At 70.3% G+C, this 22242-nt stretch carries 24 protein-coding genes; 15 read left to right on the top strand and 9 right to left on the bottom strand.

Annotated features, from left to right (window positions below; genetic code table 11):
* Positions 1 to 50: 50 nt before the first annotated feature.
* Positions 51 to 668, top strand: a complete 618-nt coding sequence (locus ACX9I7_RS23120) for a hypothetical protein (protein WP_459388376.1) — start codon at positions 51 to 53, stop codon at positions 666 to 668.
* Between the two features lie 33 nt (positions 669 to 701).
* Here ACX9I7_RS23120 and ACX9I7_RS23115 read toward each other — a convergent pair whose 3' ends face one another.
* Positions 702 to 1547, bottom strand: a complete 846-nt coding sequence (locus ACX9I7_RS23115; RefSeq protein WP_459388375.1) for a helix-turn-helix domain-containing protein — start codon at positions 1545 to 1547, stop codon at positions 702 to 704.
* Positions 1548 to 1862: 315 nt separating this feature from the next.
* Here ACX9I7_RS23115 and ACX9I7_RS23110 point away from each other — a divergent pair, with 315 nt between their 5' ends.
* On the top strand, positions 1863 to 2342 hold the full coding sequence (locus tag ACX9I7_RS23110) for a hypothetical protein (RefSeq protein ID WP_459388374.1): 480 nt from the start codon (positions 1863 to 1865) through the stop codon (positions 2340 to 2342).
* A complete protein-coding gene (locus ACX9I7_RS23105) occupies positions 2339 to 2695 on the top strand; it encodes a hypothetical protein (protein ID WP_459388373.1) in 357 nt (118 codons plus the stop codon). Before ACX9I7_RS23110 ends, ACX9I7_RS23105 begins: the two co-directional genes overlap by 4 nt.
* A gap of 34 nt (positions 2696 to 2729) precedes the next feature.
* Here ACX9I7_RS23105 and ACX9I7_RS23100 read toward each other — a convergent pair whose 3' ends face one another.
* Together ACX9I7_RS23100 and ACX9I7_RS23095 are read right to left on the bottom strand one after the other, a co-directional pair.
* Positions 2730 to 3095 carry a hypothetical protein gene (locus ACX9I7_RS23100; RefSeq protein WP_189454360.1) on the bottom strand — a complete coding sequence of 122 codons (366 nt, stop codon included), beginning with the start codon at positions 3093 to 3095 and terminating at the stop codon, positions 2730 to 2732.
* A 227-nt stretch (positions 3096 to 3322) separates the two neighbouring features.
* Complete coding sequence (locus ACX9I7_RS23095; protein ID WP_387568522.1) at positions 3323 to 4240, bottom strand: RNA polymerase sigma factor SigF; 918 nt, start codon at positions 4238 to 4240, stop codon at positions 3323 to 3325.
* Positions 4241 to 4497: 257 nt separating this feature from the next.
* On the opposite strand from ACX9I7_RS23095, the gene ACX9I7_RS23090 reads away from it, so the two are divergent.
* The 3 genes from ACX9I7_RS23090 to ACX9I7_RS23080 all read left to right on the top strand — a co-directional run bounded on the left by ACX9I7_RS23090 (position 4498) and on the right by ACX9I7_RS23080 (position 6454).
* Complete coding sequence (locus tag ACX9I7_RS23090; RefSeq protein WP_387568519.1) at positions 4498 to 4866, top strand: STAS domain-containing protein; 369 nt, start codon at positions 4498 to 4500, stop codon at positions 4864 to 4866.
* A gap of 137 nt (positions 4867 to 5003) precedes the next feature.
* Positions 5004 to 5498 (top strand): ATP-binding protein, encoded by a 495-nt coding sequence (locus tag ACX9I7_RS23085; RefSeq protein WP_387568517.1) that lies wholly within the window; start codon positions 5004 to 5006, stop codon positions 5496 to 5498.
* 122 nt (positions 5499 to 5620) lie between these two features.
* A complete protein-coding gene (locus ACX9I7_RS23080) occupies positions 5621 to 6454 on the top strand; it encodes an LPXTG cell wall anchor domain-containing protein (protein WP_459388372.1) in 834 nt (277 codons plus the stop codon).
* Here the strand turns inward: ACX9I7_RS23080 and ACX9I7_RS23075 are convergent.
* The gene (locus tag ACX9I7_RS23075; RefSeq protein WP_189454350.1) at positions 6426 to 6608 is read right to left on the bottom strand and encodes a hypothetical protein; all 183 of its coding nucleotides are present in this window, start codon (positions 6606 to 6608) and stop codon (positions 6426 to 6428) included. The genes ACX9I7_RS23080 and ACX9I7_RS23075 overlap by 29 nt on opposite strands.
* On the opposite strand from ACX9I7_RS23075, the gene ACX9I7_RS23070 reads away from it, so the two are divergent.
* A complete protein-coding gene (locus ACX9I7_RS23070; protein WP_387568512.1) occupies positions 6601 to 7458 on the top strand; it encodes a COG1470 family protein in 858 nt (285 codons plus the stop codon). The two genes, ACX9I7_RS23075 and ACX9I7_RS23070, sit on opposite strands and share 8 nt — an antisense overlap.
* Positions 7455 to 8456 (top strand): hypothetical protein, encoded by a 1002-nt coding sequence (locus ACX9I7_RS23065; protein ID WP_459388371.1) that lies wholly within the window; start codon positions 7455 to 7457, stop codon positions 8454 to 8456. The genes ACX9I7_RS23070 and ACX9I7_RS23065 overlap by 4 nt, the downstream gene beginning before the upstream one ends.
* A gap of 73 nt (positions 8457 to 8529) precedes the next feature.
* On the opposite strand, the gene ACX9I7_RS23060 is transcribed toward ACX9I7_RS23065, so the two are convergent.
* Positions 8530 to 10065, bottom strand: coding sequence for a peptide MFS transporter (locus ACX9I7_RS23060; protein ID WP_358217558.1), 1536 nt, complete (start codon positions 10063 to 10065; stop codon positions 8530 to 8532).
* Positions 10066 to 10536: 471 nt separating this feature from the next.
* Here ACX9I7_RS23060 and ACX9I7_RS23055 point away from each other — a divergent pair, with 471 nt between their 5' ends.
* Positions 10537 to 11217, top strand: coding sequence for a response regulator transcription factor (locus tag ACX9I7_RS23055; protein WP_126914456.1), 681 nt, complete (start codon positions 10537 to 10539; stop codon positions 11215 to 11217).
* Between the two features lie 10 nt (positions 11218 to 11227).
* Entirely contained in the window at positions 11228 to 12472 is a 1245-nt protein-coding gene (locus ACX9I7_RS23050; RefSeq protein ID WP_126914455.1) for an ATP-binding protein, read from the top strand.
* Between the two features lie 70 nt (positions 12473 to 12542).
* Here ACX9I7_RS23050 and ACX9I7_RS23045 read toward each other — a convergent pair whose 3' ends face one another.
* Complete coding sequence (locus tag ACX9I7_RS23045; protein ID WP_126914454.1) at positions 12543 to 13061, bottom strand: GtrA family protein; 519 nt, start codon at positions 13059 to 13061, stop codon at positions 12543 to 12545.
* A 198-nt stretch (positions 13062 to 13259) separates the two neighbouring features.
* Between ACX9I7_RS23045 and ACX9I7_RS23040 the strand changes: the two genes are divergently transcribed.
* Genes ACX9I7_RS23040 through ACX9I7_RS23030 form a run of 3 tightly spaced genes read left to right on the top strand, consistent with a single transcriptional unit; the run spans position 13260 to position 16100 of the window.
* Positions 13260 to 14378, top strand: a complete 1119-nt coding sequence (locus ACX9I7_RS23040) for a 5-(carboxyamino)imidazole ribonucleotide synthase (protein WP_229820534.1) — start codon at positions 13260 to 13262, stop codon at positions 14376 to 14378.
* Positions 14375 to 14908, top strand: a complete 534-nt coding sequence (gene purE, locus ACX9I7_RS23035) for a 5-(carboxyamino)imidazole ribonucleotide mutase (protein WP_126914452.1) — start codon at positions 14375 to 14377, stop codon at positions 14906 to 14908. The genes ACX9I7_RS23040 and purE overlap by 4 nt, the downstream gene beginning before the upstream one ends.
* Before the next feature lie 4 nt (positions 14909 to 14912).
* On the top strand, positions 14913 to 16100 hold the full coding sequence (locus ACX9I7_RS23030) for a dipeptidase (RefSeq protein ID WP_387568503.1): 1188 nt from the start codon (positions 14913 to 14915) through the stop codon (positions 16098 to 16100).
* Between the two features lie 70 nt (positions 16101 to 16170).
* Here ACX9I7_RS23030 and ACX9I7_RS23025 read toward each other — a convergent pair whose 3' ends face one another.
* Positions 16171 to 17511, bottom strand: coding sequence for a UDP-glucose dehydrogenase family protein (locus tag ACX9I7_RS23025; RefSeq protein ID WP_459388370.1), 1341 nt, complete (start codon positions 17509 to 17511; stop codon positions 16171 to 16173).
* 217 nt (positions 17512 to 17728) lie between these two features.
* Between ACX9I7_RS23025 and ACX9I7_RS23020 the strand changes: the two genes are divergently transcribed.
* Positions 17729 to 18886, top strand: a complete 1158-nt coding sequence (locus tag ACX9I7_RS23020) for an acyl-CoA dehydrogenase family protein (RefSeq protein WP_459388369.1) — start codon at positions 17729 to 17731, stop codon at positions 18884 to 18886.
* Between the two features lie 199 nt (positions 18887 to 19085).
* Here ACX9I7_RS23020 and ACX9I7_RS23015 read toward each other — a convergent pair whose 3' ends face one another.
* On the bottom strand, positions 19086 to 20261 hold the full coding sequence (locus tag ACX9I7_RS23015; protein ID WP_459388368.1) for a tyrosine-type recombinase/integrase: 1176 nt from the start codon (positions 20259 to 20261) through the stop codon (positions 19086 to 19088).
* Between the two features lie 141 nt (positions 20262 to 20402).
* Between ACX9I7_RS23015 and ACX9I7_RS23010 the strand changes: the two genes are divergently transcribed.
* Positions 20403 to 20945: a hypothetical protein gene (locus tag ACX9I7_RS23010; RefSeq protein WP_459388367.1), complete on the top strand. Its 543-nt coding sequence runs from the start codon at positions 20403 to 20405 to the stop codon at positions 20943 to 20945.
* A 1024-nt stretch (positions 20946 to 21969) separates the two neighbouring features.
* On the opposite strand, the gene ACX9I7_RS23005 is transcribed toward ACX9I7_RS23010, so the two are convergent.
* On the bottom strand, positions 21970 to 22242 hold the full coding sequence (locus ACX9I7_RS23005; RefSeq protein WP_459388366.1) for a hypothetical protein: 273 nt from the start codon (positions 22240 to 22242) through the stop codon (positions 21970 to 21972).

Here is a 22242-nt window from a genome sequence, read left to right as displayed (position 1 = left end):
AGGGTCTTCCCGGAAGCCGCGGGCAGGCCCCGCCCGGAAGTATCAAGGCCATGACGAACACGACGTGGCGACAGGCGGCCTTCGCGACGGGCCCGCTGTGCATGACGGCCTACGGCCTCATCCGGCTGACGGACCCGGGCCACGGCCCGGGCCCGGCCTGGTCCCTGGGCCACCTGGCGCTGCTGTCGGGCGTCCTGCTGTTCGCACCGGTGATGCTGGGCCTGCGCCGGACGGCCGTGGCGACGGGCCGAGGCCGGGTGAGCCGGGCGTTCGCGGGCGCCGGCGCGACCCTGGGCCTGCTGGGCGTGGCGGCCGTGACGGCACAGGCGTCCATCGACCTGCTCGTCGGATACGCGTCGGTGGACCGCGAGACGATGAACGAGCTCTTCGACCGCGTACGCGACCTGCCCGGCGTGACACCGGCCGTCTACACGATCGGCCCGCTGCTCTTCTACGTCGGACTGCTGCTGCTCGTGGGCCAGTTGGCGGCCCTGCGCGCGATCGCCTTCTGGCGGCCGCTCGCGGTCGTGGCGGGCGTGGCGGTCTCGGCGATGAGCCTGGACCTGATACCCGTGGGCGGCCTCCTCTTCCTCCTGGCCCTGGCCCCGCTCGGCAGGAACACCGCCACTCGGCCGATCCTCTCCGTGAAGGCGGGGTCCACCGCGTAGGGGCGGCCTCGACGGCCCGACGGCCTCGACGGCTCAGGCGACCGCGTGGCTCGCCGCCCCACGGCAGTCCCGGCAGCGGCCCGGATCGGCCGCGCGAAAGACGCGTTCGCAGCCGCCGCAGGTCTGGAACGGCAGAGGCGCCGTGGGACGTCCCGGGCCCGGTGGTGCCTCCGGTGGCTGCCGTACGGGCAGGGCGGGTGGCAGCCAGTTCCTGAGCCGGTAGCCGAGCAGCCGGGCGGGCCAGGAGATGGCGCCCATGGGCAGGTTGCCCGTCAAGGTGATCGCGATCCGGCCGGGGCCGATCCCACGATCGAGCCATGTACGCACGGCGGGGGAGAGCCGCCGGACGTCCGTCTCCGAGAGCCACAGCCGTGGATCGCGGCGACGCAGCCCGGCGAGCAGGTCGGCGGCGGGCTGGTCGACGGGCGGTAAGGGCGTCGGCTCCTCGCGCGGAGCGGGCTTCGGGGCGGTGGGCCGCCGCTTCACCAGATCGACCTCGGCCGGGGCCGGGGCCGGGGTCGGCTCGGCGCCGGGCCGCTCGTACCAGCGGGTGCGGGTGACGATCCGGCCTGTCGTCGTCCGCTCGGGCTTCCGTTCCAGATAGCCGGCGGTTTCCAGCTCCTTCAAGGCCCTGGCGATGGTGATTTCGCCTTCCTTGAAGCGGCGCGTGAGGTCCTTGATGCCGACGGACGCGCCGTCGGGCAGCGACTGGATGTACACGCCGAGGCCGATCGCGACGGCGGACAAGTCCGGGTGCTGGGCGAGGTGGTTGCCGACGACGGTGAAGTTCGTGTCGTGGTGGTGCCGGATGTGGACGACTCCGGCTCGTGGAGGGCCAGGGGGCGCGGGCGCGTGCGCGCTAAACTGCGAATCAGTCATTGGGAAGGTTTCGGCTTCCTGGATGATCAGGCCCTCGTTCGGGATGCCAGTCCCTGCGAGGGCCGTCGTCTGTCTGGGGTCGCGGCGAACGTACCGCGCCGCCGCCCGCGACTTCCACCGTGTCACCTGATGGGGTGACGTGTCGGGTTGGTAGGGGTTGGTTCTTTCCCCAAATCCTTTAAAGGGACGTCGAGCCACACCGGTTCACGGCCCACCGCGAACCGGTGGCGTCTCGTCGATGTGTCTGGACCGCCCATCAGAGTCCCTCATACGGGGGATGGTGAACGGCCTGAACTTCGAACTACCTTCAAAGTCATGAGCGCTGAGAACGTCGCTGTGAACTTCTCCGAGCTGGTGAACAAGAACAAGCAGACGCTGGCTCGACTGAAGGAATCCCCGAGACTGCTGTTGCACCGCCGGGACGGAGAGGACCTGGTCCTGACGACGGCCGCGCGGGCGGAGCAGGACCGCACCGTGGTGTCGGCTGCCACGCGGATGCTCGCCGCCATGGCTCGACGCGAACCCGGCAGCATGGAACTGCTTCTGGACGTGCTGCCGGACGCGTTTCCCTGGGTCCGGTTCCTCCCCGAACCGGATGTGCACGCGTTCGCTGTCGAACTGGTCGACACCATGCGTGCCGCGGACTCCATCAACAACAGCGCGGCTGTCGCCCAAATGCTGACCGCATGGGAGCACACCGCCGAAGCGCATTCCGACCCTGACGTACGGACGGCGCTGACCGTGGACCACGAGGCGGACTACGGTCCGGTGCCCAGCCCCGAGGCGATCGCGTGACCTCGGGCCGTGGAGACAGGGTGGCGCCGCCCGCACCGGACGGGCAATGGGAGATCCGGTTCGCCGACGCGGCCTCGGCAAAAGGGTGGGAGAGCCTTACCCGGCAGGCGCGAGAGAACACATACCGGGCCTGGCTCGCCATACGTACCGATCCGACGCCGGTCGCGGAGACGCCCCGGCATCACAGGCTGAAGGGCAGCCTGGCGCATGGCACCCACCGCGGACAGACCTGCGAGCAGTGGCAGATCGAGGTGACCGGCGGAGGCCGTATCTGGTACCTCGTGGACTCCGGCCGCAAGACCTGCTGGGTCACCTACGCGGGCACCGCGCACCCGCGAGCCACCGATCGCTGACCGGAGCGCTACGCGGCCCCCTGCCGCGCCCCGGTCAGGACGCCCGGCGGAGCAGCCACGCGTTCGGGGTGAAGGACGGGTTGCCGAAGGCGACGCAGCCGCCGCTGTAGTAGGTCTGGACCTTGATCCAGCCGGTCGGCGGCTGTGCCGTGGCGCAGGCGTTGACCTGGGTGCCGACGGGAAGGCCGTCGAGCTGCTTGATCATCTTGATGTTCGAGCCGCCCATCGCGCGGCACGAGGCGCTGGTGCCCCAGTTGACGTCGACCCAGCCGTCCGGCGTCATCGTGTCGGCGCAGACCGTGAGGGTCTCGCCCGGCGAGGCCTGGGCGGGGCTCGCCGCGACGGAGGCGAGGAGCGTCGCGCCGAGAAGGGCCAGACCCGCGGTGCGGAGTCGTCTCATGGGGTGTCTCCCAAGCGTGAGGGATCAGTGTTGGCCAGCGCATTCAATGGCCTGGATGAAGCGCTTGAGGAGAATGTTTTCGGCCATGAGAGGTCGTGAAAGTCCTTCTCAAGGTTTCCTCAAGGCAGGGCCTTGGGAAAGCCGCGAAAGCCGCTGTGCCGCAGGGGAGCGGTCGTCCCGTGCGGCACAGCGGTCGTGACGGTCGCCCCCCGCGTCACTCCTCGGCGTCACTCCTCGGTCAGCAGCCCCCGCCGCAGCCGCACCAGCGTGCGTGACAGCAGCCGGGAGACGTGCATCTGGGAGATGCCCAGCTCCTCGCCGATCTCCGACTGCGTCATGTTCGACACGAACCGCAGGGAGAGGATGTGGCGGTCGCGGTACGGCAGTTCGGCGATGAGGGGCTTGAGCGACGCGATGTACTCGATGCCCTCCAGGCTGTGGTCCTCGTAGCCGATGCGGTCCGAGAGCGAGCCCTCCGGCTCGTCCTCGTCGGCCTGGGCGTCCAGCGAGCTCGCGGTGTACGCGTTGCTCGCGGCCATGCCCTCGACGACCTCGTCCTCCGCCAGGCCCAGCCGCTCGGCCAGTTCGGCGACGGTCGGGGCGCGGTCCAGCTGCTGGGCCAGCTCGTCGCCGGCCTTGGCCAGGTCGAGGCGGAGCTCCTGGAGCCGCCGGGGGACCCGGACGGACCAGCTGGTGTCGCGGAAGAAGCGCTTGATCTCACCGATGATCGTCGGCATCGCGAAGGTGGGGAACTCCACACCCCGCGTCAGCTCGAACCGGTCGATCGCCTTGATCAGACCGATGGTGCCGACCTGGATGATGTCCTCCATCGGTTCGCTGCGGGTGCGGAACCGGGAGGCGGCGAACTTCACCAGGGCGAGGTTCAGCTCGACCAGGGTGTTGCGGACGTACGCGTAGTCGTGGGTGCCCTCTTCGAGCGACGCGAGGCGGGCGAAGAGCGTCTTGGACAGAGCCCGCGCGTCCACCGCGTCCACCTCGTCGTACGGGGGGATCTCCGGTAGCCCGGCGAGGCCGGGGGCGCCGTGGGTGTCGCGCTCGGGCATGGTTGCCGACGAGGCGGTCGCGAGGTCCTCGTGCGGGGTGCACGAAGTGGCGGGACGCTGTTCGTCGAGCCGGGGTGACATGGTCTCCTCCATCATTCTCGGCATATGGCTGCCGATGCCGTGACCCTTTTGCTGCGGTTTGCGGCGCCTCCAAAGCCGTCCGTGAATGTGTGTCCCTACTAGCCCTACCGGTCTTCACCACCTCCTGGCAAGTGTGGTTTGTCCAATTCTGTCAGTATTTGGCGGAAGTTCGGCTTCCGGACGTCCGTATGGAAGGCGTAGGGTTTCCGCAGCGGAACGTGAGCACGCCACGAGCGCATGAAGGGGAGCGGGAGCGCATGGATCGCGGGATGGTCGGCAATCCGAGCAGGGGCCGACTGCAAGTGGAGGTCCGGCGCGCGGGCGGGAGCTCGATCGTCTCGCCCGCGGGTGAGCTCGATCACTACACGGCGGAATTGCTGCGCGAGACCCTGGAGGGCTGCGTGCGCGAGGGCGACGCCCGCGTCGTCGTCGACTGCTCGCGGCTCGACTTCTGCGACTCCACCGGTCTGAACGTGCTTCTCGGCGTCCGGCTCAAGGCCGAGGCCGCCGGCGGCGCCGTCCACCTCGCCGCGATGACGCCCGTCGTCGCCCGGGTGTTCGAGATCACGGGGGCCGGGGCCGTCTTCACCGTGCACGACACGCTCGATTCGGCGCTCGCGGACTGAGCCGGATCCTCCGTTGCCCGCGTCACAGGCGCCGTGTGGAATCCGTGGGTGTTCTCACGATTCCGCCGGGCAGGAGACAGCTGAATCCATTGAAGATGTTCATGTTCGTATCGGTGAATCGGTGAGGTGAAGCGCTGATGAGCACCACCCGGGCGTGCCCACCGCCGGACGGTCCCGGCCCGGAGGCGGGGGACGCCGCCTCGGCCGGCTCACCGGCCCCGGCGGAAGCGGCCCGTAGCCTGCGCCTCGTCGGGGTGGGGGGCGCCGTGCCGCTCTCCCGCGACTTCACCCGCCAGGCGCTCTACGACTGGGGCTGGCTCCCCGCCCGTTCCGCCGACCACCGGGCGGCCGCCGAGGACGTCCTGCTGGTCGTCTCCGAGCTGGTCACCAACGCCTGCCTCCACGCCGACGGTCCCGAGGAGCTGTGCGTCAGCCGCTCCGGCAAGACCCTCCGGCTGGAGGTCAGCGACCTCGGCACCGGCACCCCCGCCCCCCGGACCCCGCACCGCGCGGGCCGTCCCGGCGGCCACGGCATGTTCATCGTCCAGCGGCTCTGCCTCGACTGGGGGGTCGTCCGGCGCTCCGGGGGCGTCGGCAAGACGGTCTGGGCGGAACTGGCCGGACCGTCGTAGGAGAGCCCTTACGGGCTGTTCCTTGTCTTCCCTCTCCACGGTCCCGGGCGTACCTTCGGCGTCCGATCTGATGTGCCGTCAGCAATTCTCGGCTGCGGCACCGGACGAGAGGGGAACCCCAGGTGTACCGCACACCACGCCACCCCCTGCGCCGCGCCGGCGCGCTCGCCGTCTCGGCGGCCCTGGCCGGCGGCGCGTTCCTGCTGGTCGCGCCGGACGCGCGGGCCGAGGTCGTCGACGTCGACTACCAGTGCAAGACCCCGATCGGGGACCGGAGCGCGGTCTCGCCCATCGACATCAAGGCCACGCCGAGCGGCGACGCCTACAAGCTCACCATGACCTTCCAGAAGGGCGTCTCCTCCAGCCCCATCGAGCTCGGCAAGGGCGCGATGAAGCCAAGTGCCGTGATCAAGGTGGGCGGCGCGGACAGCGGACAGGTCGAGGTCTCCGGGCCCGCCAACGACCAGCCGATACCCCCCAACACCCCCATCAAGATCAGCGACTTGTCGGGGACGTACACGCCGAAGAAGGGTGGCCAGGTCACCTTCACGGCCTCCACCCTCACCATCTCCGCCCTGGGCACCACGACCACCTGCACCCCCACCAACAACCCCAAGCCCTCGCTCACCCTTGAGGTCAAGGCCCCGGGCGGGACGGGAGGGACCACGACCGGCGGGTCGACGAGCGGGTCGACGGCCGGGTCGACCGGCGGGTCGAGCAGCGGCTCCACGGCCGGTGACACCGGCGGGTCCACCGGCTCGACGACCGGTGGCTCGACGACGGGCGGTTCGACGACGGGCGGTTCGACCACCAGCGGCACTACCGGCGGCGGACGGCTCCCGCAGACCGGGCCCTCCGATTCCGCCCTCGCCCTCGCCACCCTCGGCGGCACCGTGCTCCTCACCGGCGTCGCGGGCACCCTCTGGCTCACCCGGAGGCGCCGCAGCGCCGGCTGAACGCCCTCACCCCCACGCCCAGGGAGCCGCCGATGCCGCCGATGCCGCTGATGCCGTCGATGCCCCGGAGACCGTCGCCACCGACCGTCCCGAAGACCTCCCGCGCCCGGGCCGCCGCGCTGCTCTGCGCCGCCTCGGTGCTCGCCGTGCCCACGCCCACCGCCCCGGCTCCGGACCCGGCCCCGCAGGGCCCGGCCGGCAGCCCGCCGTCCTGGACGGCGGCGCCCGCCCCCGGCGGCGGGAGGGCGCCGACGGCGGAGGACCGGTCGTCCTTCTACCTCGAAGGCGCCCCCGGCTCGGTCCTGGAGGACAAGCTGACGGTCGTCAACCGCGGCGACCGGCGCCTGACGGTCGAGCTGAGCGGCAGCACCCCCTGGATCTCCCTCGCCGCCCGGCGCGTGACCGTGCCGCCCCGCACCCGCGCGGACGTCCCCCTCACCGTGACCGTCCCGGCCGGCACGGCACCGGGCGACCGCTCCGCCGTCGTGACCGCCTCGGGGGACGGCCGACGGGTCCCCGTGCCCATGGCCGTGCGGGTCGCGGGGACGGCCCTCGCCGCGCTCTCGGTGGAGCACGTCCGGGTCAGCGGCACGGGCCGGGACGCGGTGATCCACTACGCCCTCGTCAACAGGGGCAACACCACCCTCACCCCCCGGCTGACCATCCGCGCGGAGGGCCTCTTCGGGCAGGTCCTGCGCCGCGAGGCAGCGGGAGCCCCCACCGCCCTGGCTCCCGGCGAGAGCGTACGGCTGGCGGAACGGTGGCCCGAGGCCCCGCGCCTGGACCGGGTGAGGGTACGGGTCACCGCCACCACGCCGGACGGCGCCGGGGCCGCCGCGTACGGCTCGTACACGCCCCTGCCCTGGCTCCGCCCGGCCTTCGCCGGAGCGGCGGGGCTCGTGGCGGCGACGGGGGTCGTACGGGGCGTACGACGGCGCCGGGCGGCCCGCTCACGCGCCGCCGACCCGGAAGGCTCACGCGCCGCCGACCCGGAGGGCTCATGAGCCGCCCGCAGAGAGGACCCCGGAGCGCCTGGGGGAGCGTCTGGGGGAGCGCCCGGAAGCGCGCCGCAGCGCTCCTCGCCCTGCTCGCGCTCCTCGCGGCCTTTCCCGCGCCCCCGGCCCTCGCCGCCCTCGCCGACGGCACCCCCCAGGCCGCCGTGGACCGCTCCGAGGCCCCTCCGGGCGGCCAGGTCACCGTGACCGGCCGGGGCTGGCCGGCCGGCGCGCTGCTCACCCTGCTCGTCTGCGGGCAGAACATGGCCGGCGGCACCAACGACTGCGCCAACGCCGAGGGCCGCGCCGTCACCACCGGCGCCGACGGCGCCTTCCGCAAGGACGTGCCCGTCCCCACGCCGCCCAAGCCCTGCCCCTGTGTCGTCCATGTGGCGACCGTCACCGGCGACTCCGCCACGGCGGACGTCCCGCTGGTCGTCACCGGGCACCCCGTCGCGCCCCTGCCGGAGCGGAGCGGCGGGGAGCGGCTCGGGGTGCTCGACGCCCGGCTGGAGGGCGCCGGCGGGCTGCTGACGTGGTTCGGGGCCCCGCCCGCCCGCCGGCTCGTCGTCACCGTCGCCAACCTCGGCTCGACCCCCGCCCGGAACCCCACCTTCCGGCTGGGCACCTCGCACGGGGTGCTCGCCCCGGTCTGGGAGGACCGCCCCTGGCACGGCACGGTGGCCCCCGGGCGGAAGGAGCGGGTGACGCTGGACGTGGAGCTGGCGGCGGGCGCGTACGGGGACTACCTCGTCTCGCTCGAGTACGGCGGCAAGGTGCTCGTCGAGCAGCCGTGGGACGTGAGCCGGCCCTGGGGGGTGACGCTCTTCTGGATCCTGCTGGGCGTGGTCGTCCCGCTGGCGGTCTTCCGCGCGGGCATGGCGGTCGTGGACCGCGTCCGGCCCCGTACGCCCGCCACGACGCCTCCCACCGCCGGTGCGGCCCCGCTCCCGTGGTTCACCCCGGACACCGACCCCAGGGACCACAAGGGACCGCCCCCCACTTGATCGACGGGGGTACGCGAAAGCCCCCGGCACGTTCCCGTGCCGGGGGCTTTCAGCGTTCGTCAGCGAACCGACATCAGTGGACGTCACCCATCAGGGCGATGATCCGCTTGCGGTACATCCACACCGCGACACCCGCCAGGGTGCAGAGCGCGGCCTGGAACACGATCGTGCCGGTGCCGTTCATGTCCACACCGGCGATGGAGAGCAGACCCGTGGTGCAGTCACCGGCGGTGACGGCGAGGAACCACACGCCCAGCATCTGGCTCGCGTACTTCTTCGGCGCCATCTTCGTGGTGAGCGACAGACCGACCGGGGAGAGGCACAGCTCGCCCATGGTCTGGATCATGTAGATCATCAGCAGCCAGGCCGGGCTGACCTTGGTGCCGTCGCCCGCCATGCCCATCGGGACGGCGAAGACGAAGAACGAGGCGCCGATGAGCACCATCGCCATGGAGAACTTCACCGTGGTGCTGGGCTCGCTGTTGCGGCGGGCCAGGAACACCCACAGCCAGGCGAAGACCGGGGCCAGCGCCATGACCCACAGCGGGTTGACCGACTGGAACCAGGTCGACGGGAAGCCGATGCCGAAGACGTTGTCGGCGGTCTTCTTCTCGGCGAAGGTCGACATCGTCGAACCGGCCTGGTCGAAGATCATCCAGAAGGCGGCGGCGGCGACGAAGAACCAGATGTAGCCGCTGACCTTGGTCTGCTCGGTGTCCGACAGGTCCTTGTCGCGCTTGATGCGCAGCAGGACGGTGATCGGGATGATCAGGCCCAGCAGGGTGATCGGGATCAGGGCCCAGTTGAGGGTGAAGAGACCGGCGCCACCCACGATGCCGTAGAAGACGGCCGCGACACCCAGCCAGATCAGGGCCTTGGTGAGGGTCGCCTTGCGCTCCTCGGCCGACAGCGGCGTCGGGACGACGCTGCTCTTCGGGTCGAGGTGGCGGGTGCCCCACAGGAAGATCATGAGGCCGAGCGCCATACCGGCGGCGGCGATGCCGAAGCCCAGGTGCCAGTTGACTTCCTGGCCGATGGTGCCGATCACCAGCGGCGCGAAGAAGGCGCCGAGGTTGATGCCGATGTAGAACAGCGTGAAGCCGCCGTCCCGGCGCGGGTCCGTGGGGCCGTCGTAGAGGTGGCCCACCATCGTGGAGATGTTGGACTTCAGCAGGCCGGAGCCGATCGCCACCAGCGCGAGGCCGGCGAAGAAGGTCGGCTTGCCGGGCACGGCCAGGAGCAGGTGGCCCGCCATGATGGTGCTGGCCGCGATGGTGACCGTCTTACGGGGACCCCAGACGCGGTCGCCGAACCAGCCGCCGGGCATGGCGAGCAGGTACACCATGGCCACGTAGATGGAGTAGATCGCCACCGAGCTGGCCTCGGGCATCGCCAGACCGCCGCCCTGGCTGCCGGGCTTGGCATCGGGGCCGCCGGAGATCAGGTAGACGACGAGCAGGGCCCGCATGCCGTAGTAGGAGAATCGCTCCCACATCTCGGTCAAGAAGAGCGGGGCCAGGCCGAAGGGGTGGCCGAAGAAGGTCATGCCGCCGGAGGTCGGAGAAGTCTTCTCCTGCTCGGCCGCGTCCTTCGTCAGGCTGGACGCCATGGTCATTCCTAGGGTGCTCGGGACGCGCGGTGGTCCGGAGGGCGCGCGCCCGGGTGGGGGTTGGCCGGCACCGGCTACTGACGCCGTCCGCCCCACTCCCCTGGGGTGCGGCTCCTCGATGGGAGAAGCCGCAGGACGGCCGTATGCCGGGATCCACGCCCTCCGCGCACCTTCGCGCGGTGGACCCGGCCGACAGGTCAAACACTGTGGAACAGGGCTGGAACACCAGCCCTGCGCACAACAGGGACCTTCGGCTCGTCGGATGTCCCGAAAGTCCCACGTGGTGCTACAGATGTCGGGTCACCTTACGTCACACCCCGCCCGGGTACGGAAGGTGTTGAGACATGGATCACAGCCGATTCCGGAACCGATCGCTTCCATTCGAAGGTGGTAGCACTTTCGGTGAAGTGTTGCCGTAGGTAGCACTCGGACCGCCTCTGACGTGCGCCCGTGCGGACTACCATCACCCTCATGACCCGAGTACTGCTCGCCGAGGATGACGCCTCCATCTCGGAGCCGCTCGCGCGCGCCCTGCGCCGCGAAGGGTACGAGGTGGAGGTGCGCGAAGACGGTCCCACCGCCCTGGACGCCGGCCTGCAAGGAGGGGTGGACCTCCTCGTCCTCGACCTCGGGCTGCCCGGTATGGACGGCCTCGAGGTCTGCCGCAGACTGCGCAACGAAGGGCACGGATTCCCCGTACTGGTGCTCACCGCCCGCGCCGACGAGGTGGACACCGTGGTCGGCCTGGACGCCGGCGCCGACGACTACGTCACCAAGCCCTTCCGGCTCGCCGAGCTCCTCGCGCGCGTCCGGGCGCTGCTGCGCCGCGGCACCGTCGAGGCCCACCAGCAGCCGCCGGCCACCCACGGCGTGCGGATCGACGTCGAGTCGCACCGCGCCTGGATGGGCGACGAGGAACTCCAGCTCACCGCGAAGGAGTTCGACCTGCTGCGGGTCCTGGTACGGGACGCCGGCCGGGTCGTCACCCGTGACCAGCTGATGCGCGAGGTCTGGGACACCACCTGGTGGTCGTCCACCAAGACCCTGGACATGCACATCTCCTGGCTGCGCAAGAAGCTGGGCGACGATGCCGCCAACCCGCGCTACATCGCCACCGTGCGCGGCGTGGGCTTCCGCTTCGAGAAGAGCTGACCCGGGAACCGTGCGCCGCCGACTGATCAACTCCACGCTCGCCGTCGTGCTCGTCGTGATCGCGGTCTTCGGGATCTCGTTGGTCATCGTCGAGACCCGGACGATCGAGAACAGCGCGCAGGAGAGCGTGCAGTCCGAGGTCGTGCGGCTGGTGAGCATCGTCGACAGCCGGCTCGCCGGGCACGAGCGCGTGGAGTCGGGGGTGCTGAGCGATCAGATCACCCCCGACCGGTACGCGCGGGTCGACATCCCCGGGCGGCCGACGATCGAGATCGGCACCCGGCCCGAGGGCGGCGTCATCACCGCGACGCAGAAGGGCGAGCAGGGCGAGACGGTACGGGTCGAGGAGTCCCGCGCCACCGTCAGCCGGGAGATCGGCCGCACCCTGCTGGTGATCCTCGCGGTGGCCCTCCTCGCCGTGATCGCCGCCGTGTTCCTGGCCGTCCGCCAGGCCAACCGGCTCACCGCCCCGCTCACCGACCTCGCCGAGACCGCCGAGCGGCTGGGCTCCGGCGACCCCCGCCCCCGGCACCGCCGCTACGGCGTCCCCGAGCTCGACCGGGTCGCCGACGTCCTCGACGCGAGCGCCGAGCGGATCGCGCGCATGCTCACGGCGGAACGGCGGCTGGCCGCCGACGCCTCGCACCAGCTCCGCACCCCCCTGACCGCGCTGTCGATGCGGCTGGAGGAGATCACGCTCACCGACGACCCGGAGACGGTCAAGGAGGAGGCGATGATCGCCCTCACCCAGGTGGAGCGGCTCACCGACGTCGTCCAGCGGCTGCTGACGAACTCCCGCGACCCGCAGACCGGGTCCGCGGTCACCTTCGACCTCGACGAGGTCATCAAGCAGCAGATCGAGGAGTGGCGCCCGGCCGCCCGCGCCACGGGCCGGGCCGTGGTCCGCTCGGGCAAGCAGGGGCTGCGCGCGGTGGGCACGCCGGGCGCGGTCTCCCAGGTGCTGGCGACGCTGATCGAGAACTCCCTGATGCACGGGGACGGGACCGTCGCCCTGCGCACCCGGGTCACCGGCAACCAGGCGGTGGTGGAGGTCTCCGACGAGGGGCCGGGCGTCCCGGTCGACCTGGGCTCCCGGGTGTTCGAACGGACGGTGAGCGGCCGCAACTCCACGGGCCTGGGCCTGGCCGTCGCCCGCGATCTCGCGGAGGCGGACGGCGGCCGGCTGGAGCTCCTCCAGCAGCAGCCGCCGGTGTTCGCGCTCTTCCTGAGCCGCGAAGCGGATCAAGCAGACTAGAGGGGTTTGAGCCGCGTGGGGGCACCTCCCGGACGGAGTCTGGGGGAGGATCAAGCGGACTAGAGGCGGGTCACTTCCCGGCCCTGACCCGCTCCTGCGCGGGCACCCCCGCCTCCGTCAGGAACGATTCGGCGGCCTGGACGGCGTCGCGGGCGGGCATCGCGCGGAACACCCACGTGCGGTACGACCAGAAGCGGAAGACCGTGCCGATCCCGAGGCCGACGACGTTCTTGGCGATGTTGTCGGCGAGCGGGCTCGTCCAGCCCATGCCGTAGTGGGAGAGGGCGAGTATCCCGTTCTCGATCACCAGGCCCACGCCGCTGAAGAGCAGGAACAGGGTGAGCTCACGGCTGCGCCGGTTCTTGTCCGTGTCGCGGTAGGTCCAGTAGCGGTTGCCGACGTAGTTCGCGGCGATGGCCACGGCCGTGGCGATGACGCCCGAGCGCACCACGGCCAGACCCAGGCCGTGGACGCAGATGTTGAAGACGATGAAGTTGACCACGAACCCGATGGCGCCCACGGCGCCGAATTTCGCGATTTCGCGGGCCAGCCGCTCCAGCCGGGAACGCACTGTGCGCCGTTGAGTCATGTCCTTCATGCTAACGAGCCCGCCGCGGCGCCCGTCCGGAGAGTCGGTGAACGAACGGCGAACGCCCGGAATTGCCGCTTTGGTGACACCTCGCCGCCGCCGGAAGGAAAGGCTCCTGACTTGGAGGATCGTCCAGGGGAGGTCGGGGTGGTTCGTACGTACGGATACTCTGGGGGAGTGACGTTCCCGGTAGTCGGCATGGTCGGTGGCGGTCAGCTCGCCCGTATGACCCACGAGGCGGGCATCCCCCTCGGCATCAGGTTCAAGCTGCTCAGCGATACTCCCCAGGACTCGGCGGCCCAGGTGGTGAGCGATGTCGTCATCGGCGACTACCGCGACCTGGACACCCTTCGTGCGTTCGCACAAGGCTGCGATGTGATCACCTTCGATCACGAGCATGTACCCACCGAGCACCTCCGGGCCCTGGAAGCGGACGGCATCCCCGTCCGCCCGGGGCCCGACGCGTTGGTGCACGCCCAGGACAAGGGCGTGATGCGCGCGAAGCTCGACGCGATCGGAGTGCCCTGCCCACGGCACCGCATCGTGGCGGACCCCGCCGACGTCGAGCGCTTCGCCGCCGAGGGCGACGGCTTCCCCGTCGTCCTCAAGACCGTGCGCGGCGGCTACGACGGCAAGGGCGTGTGGGTCGTCCGCGACGCCAAGGGGGCGGAGGAGCCCTTCCGGGCCGGCGTGCCCGTGCTCGCCGAGGAGAAGGTCGACTTCGTCCGCGAGCTCGCCGCCAACGTGGTCCGCTCCCCGCACGGCCAGGCCGTCTCGTACCCCGTCGTGGAGTCGATCCAGGTCGACGGCGTCTGCGACACCGTCATCGCCCCCGCGCCCGGCCTCTCCGACGAGCTCTCCGCGCACGCCCAGGAGCTCGCCCTGCGCATCGCCAAGGAACTGGGCGTCGTCGGCCACCTCGCCGTGGAGCTCTTCGAGACCCGCGACGGCCGCGTACTCGTCAACGAGCTCGCCATGCGCCCCCACAACTCCGGCCACTGGACCCAGGACGGCGCGATCACCTCGCAATTCGCCAACCACGTCCGGGCCGTGCTCGACCTGCCGCTCGGCGACCCCCGCCCGCGCGCCAAGTGGACCGTGATGGCCAATGTTCTCGGCGGCGACTATCCGGACATGTATTACGCGTACCTGCACTGCATGGCGCGCGACCCGGCACTGAAGATCCATATGTACGGCAAGGACGTGAAGCCCGGCCGCAAGGTCGGACACGTCAACACCTACGGCGACGACCTGGCGGACGTGCGCGAGCGCGCCGCGCACGCCGCCGGATACCTGCGAGGAACGATCACGGAATGAGTTCTCCCGGCTCCCCCCTCATCGGCATCGTCATGGGCTCGGACTCCGACTGGCCCGTCATGGAAGCCGCCGCCAAGGCCCTGGACGAGTTCGAGATCCCCTACGAGGTCGACGTCGTCTCCGCGCACCGGATGCCGCGCGAGATGGTCGAGTACGGGGAGCTGGCCGCCGGCCGCGGCCTCAAGGCGATCATCGCGGGCGCGGGCGGCGCGGCCCACCTGCCGGGGATGCTCGCCTCGGTCACCCCGCTGCCGGTGATCGGCGTGCCCGTGCCGCTGAAGTACCTCGACGGCATGGACTCGCTCCTGTCCATCGTCCAGATGCCCGCCGGCGTCCCCGTCGCCACCGTCTCCGTCGCGGGCGCCCGCAACGCCGGCCTGCTGGCCGTCCGGATGCTCGCCGCCCACGACGAGAAGCTGCTGGAGCGGATGCGCCGCTTCCAGGACGAGCTCAACGACCAGGCCACCGAGAAGGGCAAGCGCCTGCGCGCCAAGGTGGAAGGCGCCTCCGGCTTCGGATTCGGGAAGTGACCACGTGGACGAACTGATCCGCGCCCGCGAGCTGCTCGCCGCGCACCCCGTCGTCGACGGGCACAACGACCTTCCCTGGGCCCTGCGCCAGCAGGTCCGCTACGACCTCGACCAGCGCGACATCGCCACCGACCAGAGCGCCGCCGGGCTCCACACCGACCTGCCCCGGATGCGCGCGGGCGGCGTCGGCGCGCAGTTCTGGTCGGTGTACGTGCGCACCGACATGGCCGGCGACGAGGCGGTCAGCGCCACGCTGGAGCAGATCGACGTCGTACGGCAGCTCGTCGACCGCTACCCGGGCGAGCTCCGGCTCGCCCTGACCGCGGACGACATGGAGGCGGCCCGCGCCGAGGGGCGCATCGCCTCGCTGATGGGCGCCGAGGGCGGGCACAGCATCAACTGCTCGCTGGCCACGCTGCGCGCCCTCCACCGCCTGGGCGTCCGCTATATGACGCTCACCCACAACGACAACATCCCGTGGGCGGACTCGGCGACCGACGAGCCGGCGGCGGGCGGGCTGACGCGCTTCGGCGAGGAGGTCGTCCGCGAGATGAACCGCCTCGGCATGCTCGTCGACCTCTCGCACGTCGCGCCCGGCACGATGCGGGACGCGCTGCGGGTCAGCGAGGCGCCGGTGATCTTCTCGCACTCGTCGGCGCGCGCGGTGTGCGACCACCCGCGCAACGTGCCGGACGACGTGCTCGGCGAGCTCGCCGCGAACGGGGGCGTGGCCATGGCCACGTTCGTCCCCAAGTTCATCCTGCCGGAGGCCGTCGCCTGGACGCAGGCGGCCGACGAGAACATGCGCGCCCACGGCTTCCACCACCTCGACACCACCGCCGAGGCCATGGCCGTCCACCGCGCCTTCGAGGCGGAGCGCCCGCGCCCGGTGGCCACGGCCGCGACGGTCGCCGACCACCTCGACCACATGCGCGAGGTCGCGGGCGTCGACCACATCGGCATCGGCGGCGACTTCGACGGCACGGCCTTCACCCCGGCCGACCTGGCCGACGTCTCCGGCTACCCGAACCTGATCGCGGAACTCCTGCGCCGCGGCTGGTCGGAGACGGACCTGGCGAAGCTGACGTGGCAGAACGCGACGCGCGCCCTGCGGGACGCGGAGGCGGTCGCGCGCGACCTCTCCGCGAAGCGGGGGCCGTCGATCGCGACGATCGACCAGTTGGACGGTTAGCCGTCCTCAAACGCCGGACGGGCTGACTTTTGTCAGCCCGTCCGGCGTTTTGAGGCCCCCTCGCCAGGGGTCAGGCCTTCGGCCGCCCCAGCGCCCGGAACGTCCAGCCCGCCGAACGCCAGCGCGCGGCGTCGAGCGCGTTGCGGCCGTCGATGACGTGCCGGTCCGCGACCACCGCGCCGACCACCGCCGGGTCGAGCTGCCGGTACTCGCCCCACTCCGTGAGGTGGAGCACCGCGTGGGCTCCCCGGCAGGCCTCCAGGGCGGTGTCCGCGTAGGCGAGCGTCGGGAAGAGGCGGCGGGCGTTCGCCATGCCCTTGGGGTCGTGGACCGTCACCTGGCCGCCCTGGAGGTGGATCTGCCCGGCGACGTTGAGCGCGGGGGAGTCCCGGACGTCGTCCGAGTCCGGCTTGAACGTGGCGCCCAGCACCGCGACGCGGCGGCCGAGGAAGTCGCCGCCCACGGCCTCCCGCGCCAGCTCGACCATGTGGGAGCGGCGGCGCATGTTGATGGAGTCGACCTCGCGGAGGAAGGTCAGCGCCTGGTCGGCGCCGAGCTCGCCCGCGCGGGCCATGAAGGCGCGGATGTCCTTCGGCAGGCAGCCGCCGCCGAAACCGACGCCCGCGCGCAGGAACTTCTTGCCGATGCGGTCGTCGTGCCCGATGGCCTCCGCCAGCTTCACCACGTCGCCGTCGGCGGCCTCGCAGACCTCGGCCATGGCGTTGATGAAGGAGATCTTCGTGGCGAGGAAGGAGTTGGCGGCGGTCTTGACCAGCTCGGCGGTCGGGTAGTCGGCGACGACGAAGGGCGAGCCCTCGCCGACCGGCGTCGCGTAGACCTCGCGGAGCAGCTTCTCGCCGCGCTCGCCCGCGACGCCGACGACGATGCGGTCGGGGTGGAGGGTGTCCTGGACGGCGAAGCCCTCGCGCAGGAACTCCGGGTTCCAGGCGAGCTCCACGTCCTTGCCCGCCGGGGCCAGCTCGGTGAGGAGCTTCGCGAGCCGGGTCGCGCTGCCGACGGGCACGGTCGACTTGCCGACGACCAGCGCGGGGCGGCGCAGCTGCGGCGCGAGGGAGGCGAAGGCGCTGTCGACGTAGGACATGTCGCAGGCGTACTCGCCGTGCTTCTGCGGGGTGTTCACACAGACGAAGTGGACGTCGCCGAACTCGCCGACCTCCTCCCAGGAGGTCGTGAAGCGCAGCCGTCCGGTCGAGCCCTCGATGCCGGCGACGTGCTTGCGCAGCAGCTCCTCCAGCCCCGGCTCGTACATCGGGACCTCGCCGCGCGCGAGCGTCTCGATCTTCTCGGGGACCACGTCGAGCCCCAGCACCTCGAAGCCCAGCTCGGCCATGGCCGCGGCGTGGGTGGCGCCGAGGTAGCCGGTGCCGATCACGGTGATCCTGAGGGCCATGCGGTGCTCCATTGCTGTGCGGTGCTGAACGCCCGGCCCGCGTGCGGGCCCGACGGCCGGATTGCGTTGCCCGAGCATAGTCGGGGGCTGCCCGGGAAGGATCCCGGGGCGATCGCGGGAGATCGCGGGTTGTCGGCAAGCTCACGTGGTCCGGGCCCGAAGTGCGCCCCTAGAATCGGGGTTACTAATCAGTAGCTAACTCTCTGGGGAGTACGCCTTGGCGGGAAACAAGGACTTCGACCTGTACCGGCCGGCCGAGGAGCACGAGGAGCTCCGCAAGGTCGTGCGCTCGCTCGCCGAGGCGAAGATCGCGCCGTTCGCCGCCGAGGTGGACGAGGAGGGCCGCTTCCCGCAGGAGGCGCTCGAGGCCCTCGTCGCCGCCGATCTCCACGCCGTGCACGTGCCGGAGGAGTTCGGCGGCGCGGGCGCGGACGCCCTCGCCACCGTGATCGTGATCGAGGAGGTCGCCCGCGTCTGCGCGTCGTCCTCGCTCATCCCCGCGGTCAACAAGCTGGGCTCGCTCCCGGTGGCCCTCTCCGGCTCGGAGGACCTGAAGAAGCGGTACCTGAGCCCGCTCGCCAAGGGCGACGCGATGTTCTCGTACTGCCTGAGCGAGCCCGACGCCGGCTCGGACGCGGCCGGCATGAAGACCCGCGCCGTGCGCGACGGCGACTACTGGGTGCTCAACGGCGTCAAGCGCTGGATCACCAACGCCGGCGTCTCCGAGTACTACACGGTCATGGCCGTCACCGACCCCGAGAAGCGCTCGAAGGGCATCAGCGCCTTCGTCGTGGAGAAGGGCGACGAGGGCGTCTCCTTCGGCGCCCCGGAGAAGAAGCTCGGCATCAAGGGCTCGCCCACCCGCGAGGTCTACCTGGACAACGTCCGCATCCCCGCCGACCGCATGATCGGCGCCGAGGGCACCGGCTTCGCCACGGCGATGAAGACCCTCGACCACACCCGCGTCACCATCGCCGCCCAGGCGCTGGGCATCGCCCAGGGCGCCCTCGACTACGCCAAGGGCTACGTCCGCGAGCGCAAGCAGTTCGGCAAGCCGATCGCCGACTTCCAGGGCGTCCAGTTCATGCTGGCCGACATGGCCATGAAGCTGGAGGCCGCCCGTCAGCTGACCTACGCGGCCGCCGCCAAGTCCGAGCGCGTCGACGTCGACCTCACCTTCTTCGGCGCCGCCGCCAAGTGCTACGCCTCCGACGCCGCCATGGAGATCACCACGGACGCCGTCCAGCTCCTCGGCGGCTACGGCTACACCCGTGACTACCCGGTCGAGCGCATGATGCGCGACGCCAAGATCACGCAGATTTATGAAGGTACGAACCAGGTGCAGCGGATCGTCATGGCCCGCAACCTGCCGTAGCGGCGTTTTCGCAGGTCAGAGGCTGTCTTGGGCGGCTCGTGAGCCCTGATCGGCTTCCGGCCCGGTCGGGCCCGTTTCGGGCCGGTCGTGGGCGTCATGCTGGGGAAATCCTGGGCGGACGCTGGGGCGAAACCAGCCACTGACCTGCACAAACGACACAGCCCCCGGCGTCGAGCCGGGGGCTGTTCGTCTGGGTGGGTCAGGCCACCTCCGACCGCTCGGTGGGATCGTCCGCGCCGGGCGTGAGCATCGTGGCGATGGCCGCGCGGCCGCGCTGCTCGGCACCTTCGAAGATGTAGTGGTAGTGCTGCCGGAGCACGTCCGTGCTGCTGTGCCCCATCCAGTCCGCCACGTCGTTCTCAGGGACGCCCGCATAGAGCATGCGGGAGCCGTAGTAGTGCCGGAGGGCGTGGGGCTTGCAGTAGGACATCCCGCCCTTGGTGAGCGCGGTCAGCCAGATCTTTGGGTAGAAGTACGAGGCGTACAGGTAGCCCGACCGGGTGACGTTGGGGAACAGCAAGCCTTCCGGCCCCCACGTCCCGTGGTTCTTGATGTGCCGCCGCAGCTCGAACGCTACGTTCGGCGGAAGAGGCACGATCCTGCCGGGCTCCTCCTCATCGCGAGCCTTGATGTGCCGACGCTGGAGTGCGCTGTTCTTTCCCGACTCCGTCTCGCCGTCCTCGGTGATCTGGAAGTCGACGCGCAGCGTCTCGCCCTTGAAATCGATCTGGTCGCGGGCCACACCCATGGCCTCACCGAGCCGCAGACCGCAGCCGGCCATCAGCCAGACCATCGCGCGGTACCGGGGAGGGCAGCCGTCCAGGATGGCCAGGACCTCCCGCGTCGTGAGCCGCCGGGCCTTGGCCTTGTGCTCCCGTATCTCCTTGGCGCGGCTGCCAGCGTGCTTGATCTTCTTGCACGGGTTACGGCCGATGATCTCGTTGACCACGGCCCAGTCCATCATTCCGGAAAAGAACGAGAAGCGCTGACGGCGGGTCCTGGCCGACAGCTTGCGGTCGGTCTCCATCCACAGCAGCCATTGCTCGACGTCAGCGACCTTCAGTGCGCCGATGGAACGGGCCTTGAAGAAGGGCTCGATGGTCGTCGCCAGGATTGATCGGTACTGCTTCTTGGTGCTGTTCTCCAGCTTTCGTTGGCTCGTCCACTGTTGCCAGACGGCTGTCACGGGCTGTTTGGCCAGCTTGTCGTCGAGGTAGGTCCCGGCGTCGAGTTCCTGCTCCTTGCGCTTGCGGTGGTCGTCAGCGCGCTTCTTGGTCTCGAACGTCTTCTGCCGCTGCTTGTCGTCGGGGTCGTACCAGTAGGCGGTCCACTTCTTCGGGTCGTCCGTAGACCGCGCTACCCATGCCCTTGCCACTGCCGTGCTGGCCTCTCTGGTTGGTGAGTGGGCCGCCTCCGCGTCGTCTTCTCGTGGTCGGCCCGCGCCTCAGTCTGGCCTCAATCCACCCTCGCTTGTCAACCTAGGGTGGTCCACCCCGTGTGATGTAATCTGGGGGGCATGCGAGAGGACGAAAGCGGCTTCGAGGTCAGCCAGCAGCAGGGCGGTTGGGTGGTCCGGATGTGGTGGCCGACAGGTCCGGTGACGGGCGGCCCGCAGCGCATCACCGTCGAGGCGGCCGACGACGCGTCTCCTCGCGATGTGGTGCGCGGAATCTCCACGACGGTGCTTCGCAGGCTGGACATCGCGGCGGCCATGAACGCGGCCAAGATGGCTCCCGAGGCCCAGCGCACCTTGGAGGACGTGACTCGGAGGCTCGACGAGTCGGGGGAGGCCGCGGGGGCGCTGCTAGCCGACGAGGGTGTCTCGGAGCGGTACTTGGCCATGCTCGCGGCGACGTACAAGGGCATGGCCGACACCGGGGCTCCTGCGCCGGTTCCCTGGCTGGCTCGGCTGATCGACCGCCGCCCGGAGACCGTCAAGGACCACCTGAAGAAAGCGCGCCGCGACGGCTACCTGAGCACGCTGGCAGGCAAAGCCGGAGGCGATCTGACGGAGAAGGCTGAGGCGGTGCTGGAATCGATGTCCAGCACAACTCGCTGAGCGACCTGCCGCTTACCCAACTTCACACTTCCACAGCCCCTGAGGCATCTCGGGGGCTGTTTTATTTCGAAAATGAGCGCCGCTCGGCGGGTCTCCACCTTCAGTCAGCCTGACGGGCCCCAGTCGCTCGGGGGGGGCTTCGAGGTGCCGAAGGCCGCTAACCTCCTGTTCGCCTGCCCGGACGACTGGTTTGACGACCGGGGGTGGTGTTGAGGTGATGCCTGCTATCCAATGGATCACTGCGACTGTTCACGGTGTTGGTCCAGTTACCTGGGTTCGGAGCCGTAATGAGTGATGCCTGGCGGTTTTTACATTTGCCTTTTCATGGCTTCGCGGAATGCGTTATTCGCTATTACCTTGAAGGTGGGGCACGGTGCGAGTAGAGGAAGTGTCGAATGGGACTATGGGAGAAGCTTGTGTCAGCGGAAGCCGGATCTAAAGTCGGCAGGTGGGTTGAGCGGGCAGCGGAACAGCATGAAGCCACCGCACCGCATGCGGAGGCCCTCGGAAAGGCCGCTGAAGTCGTGACGGAGGTAGGTGTCATTCCTGCGGCCAGGGGGGTTGGCAAAGCGGTTTCGAAATCCGTGGAGTTCGCCCAGGAAAATAAGGTTCCGATCACCTCGTACGAGGACGTGGTCGATCACATCATGATGCACAGGCACGGTTAAGCGCTTCAGGAAAATAAGTTCGTCTCTTACCGCAGTGCCTGCTCCGACTATCGGGCGTCCCTGACCGAACGGCCCCAGCCTTAGGGCTGGGGCCGTTGGCAATCCCGGCTTCGCCCTGTGGTGCCGAGGTTTGCTACGGGGGTGTTCGCGCCCTTGAGCCTCTGCGCGGCCTCGCTGGCACTCACGATCGCGAGAATTGGGACAGCGAGGGTGCACCGGTCCACACCTGGCCAGCGGGCACGGCATGGATCGGCAGTCGGTTTCCTCTTCCAGCTTTCGGGACGTCTTCCAGCACTGCGTTGGGGATAGCGGGAGGCTCGGGAGGACACCGGAGCGGCCATGTCGCCAGAGGGTCCTTACGGCTCCTGCGACCGTCGAGCCGACTCGGCGTAGACCAGGGTGTTCGCGACCTTCTTGGCGGTGGGCAGCGGGACACTCCCCAGGAAGACGGACGGCTCGCCACGGAGCGAGGCGCGTCCCGTCAGCTGAGGCCACGAGTCCGGGTCACCCACCTTGATGCCCATCGTCTTGAGCACCTGCCCGAGCATGAATGCGACGTCGTCGGCCTTCTTCTTCCCTTCCATGAAGGCGTCGGCTTGCTGTGTGGCTGCTCCGATATCCGTGGTCAT

The organism is Streptomyces sp. L500 (assembly GCF_054551825.1).
Note: the sequence above shows the minus strand (reverse complement) of the source record. Positions and strands in the feature narration are given on the sequence as shown.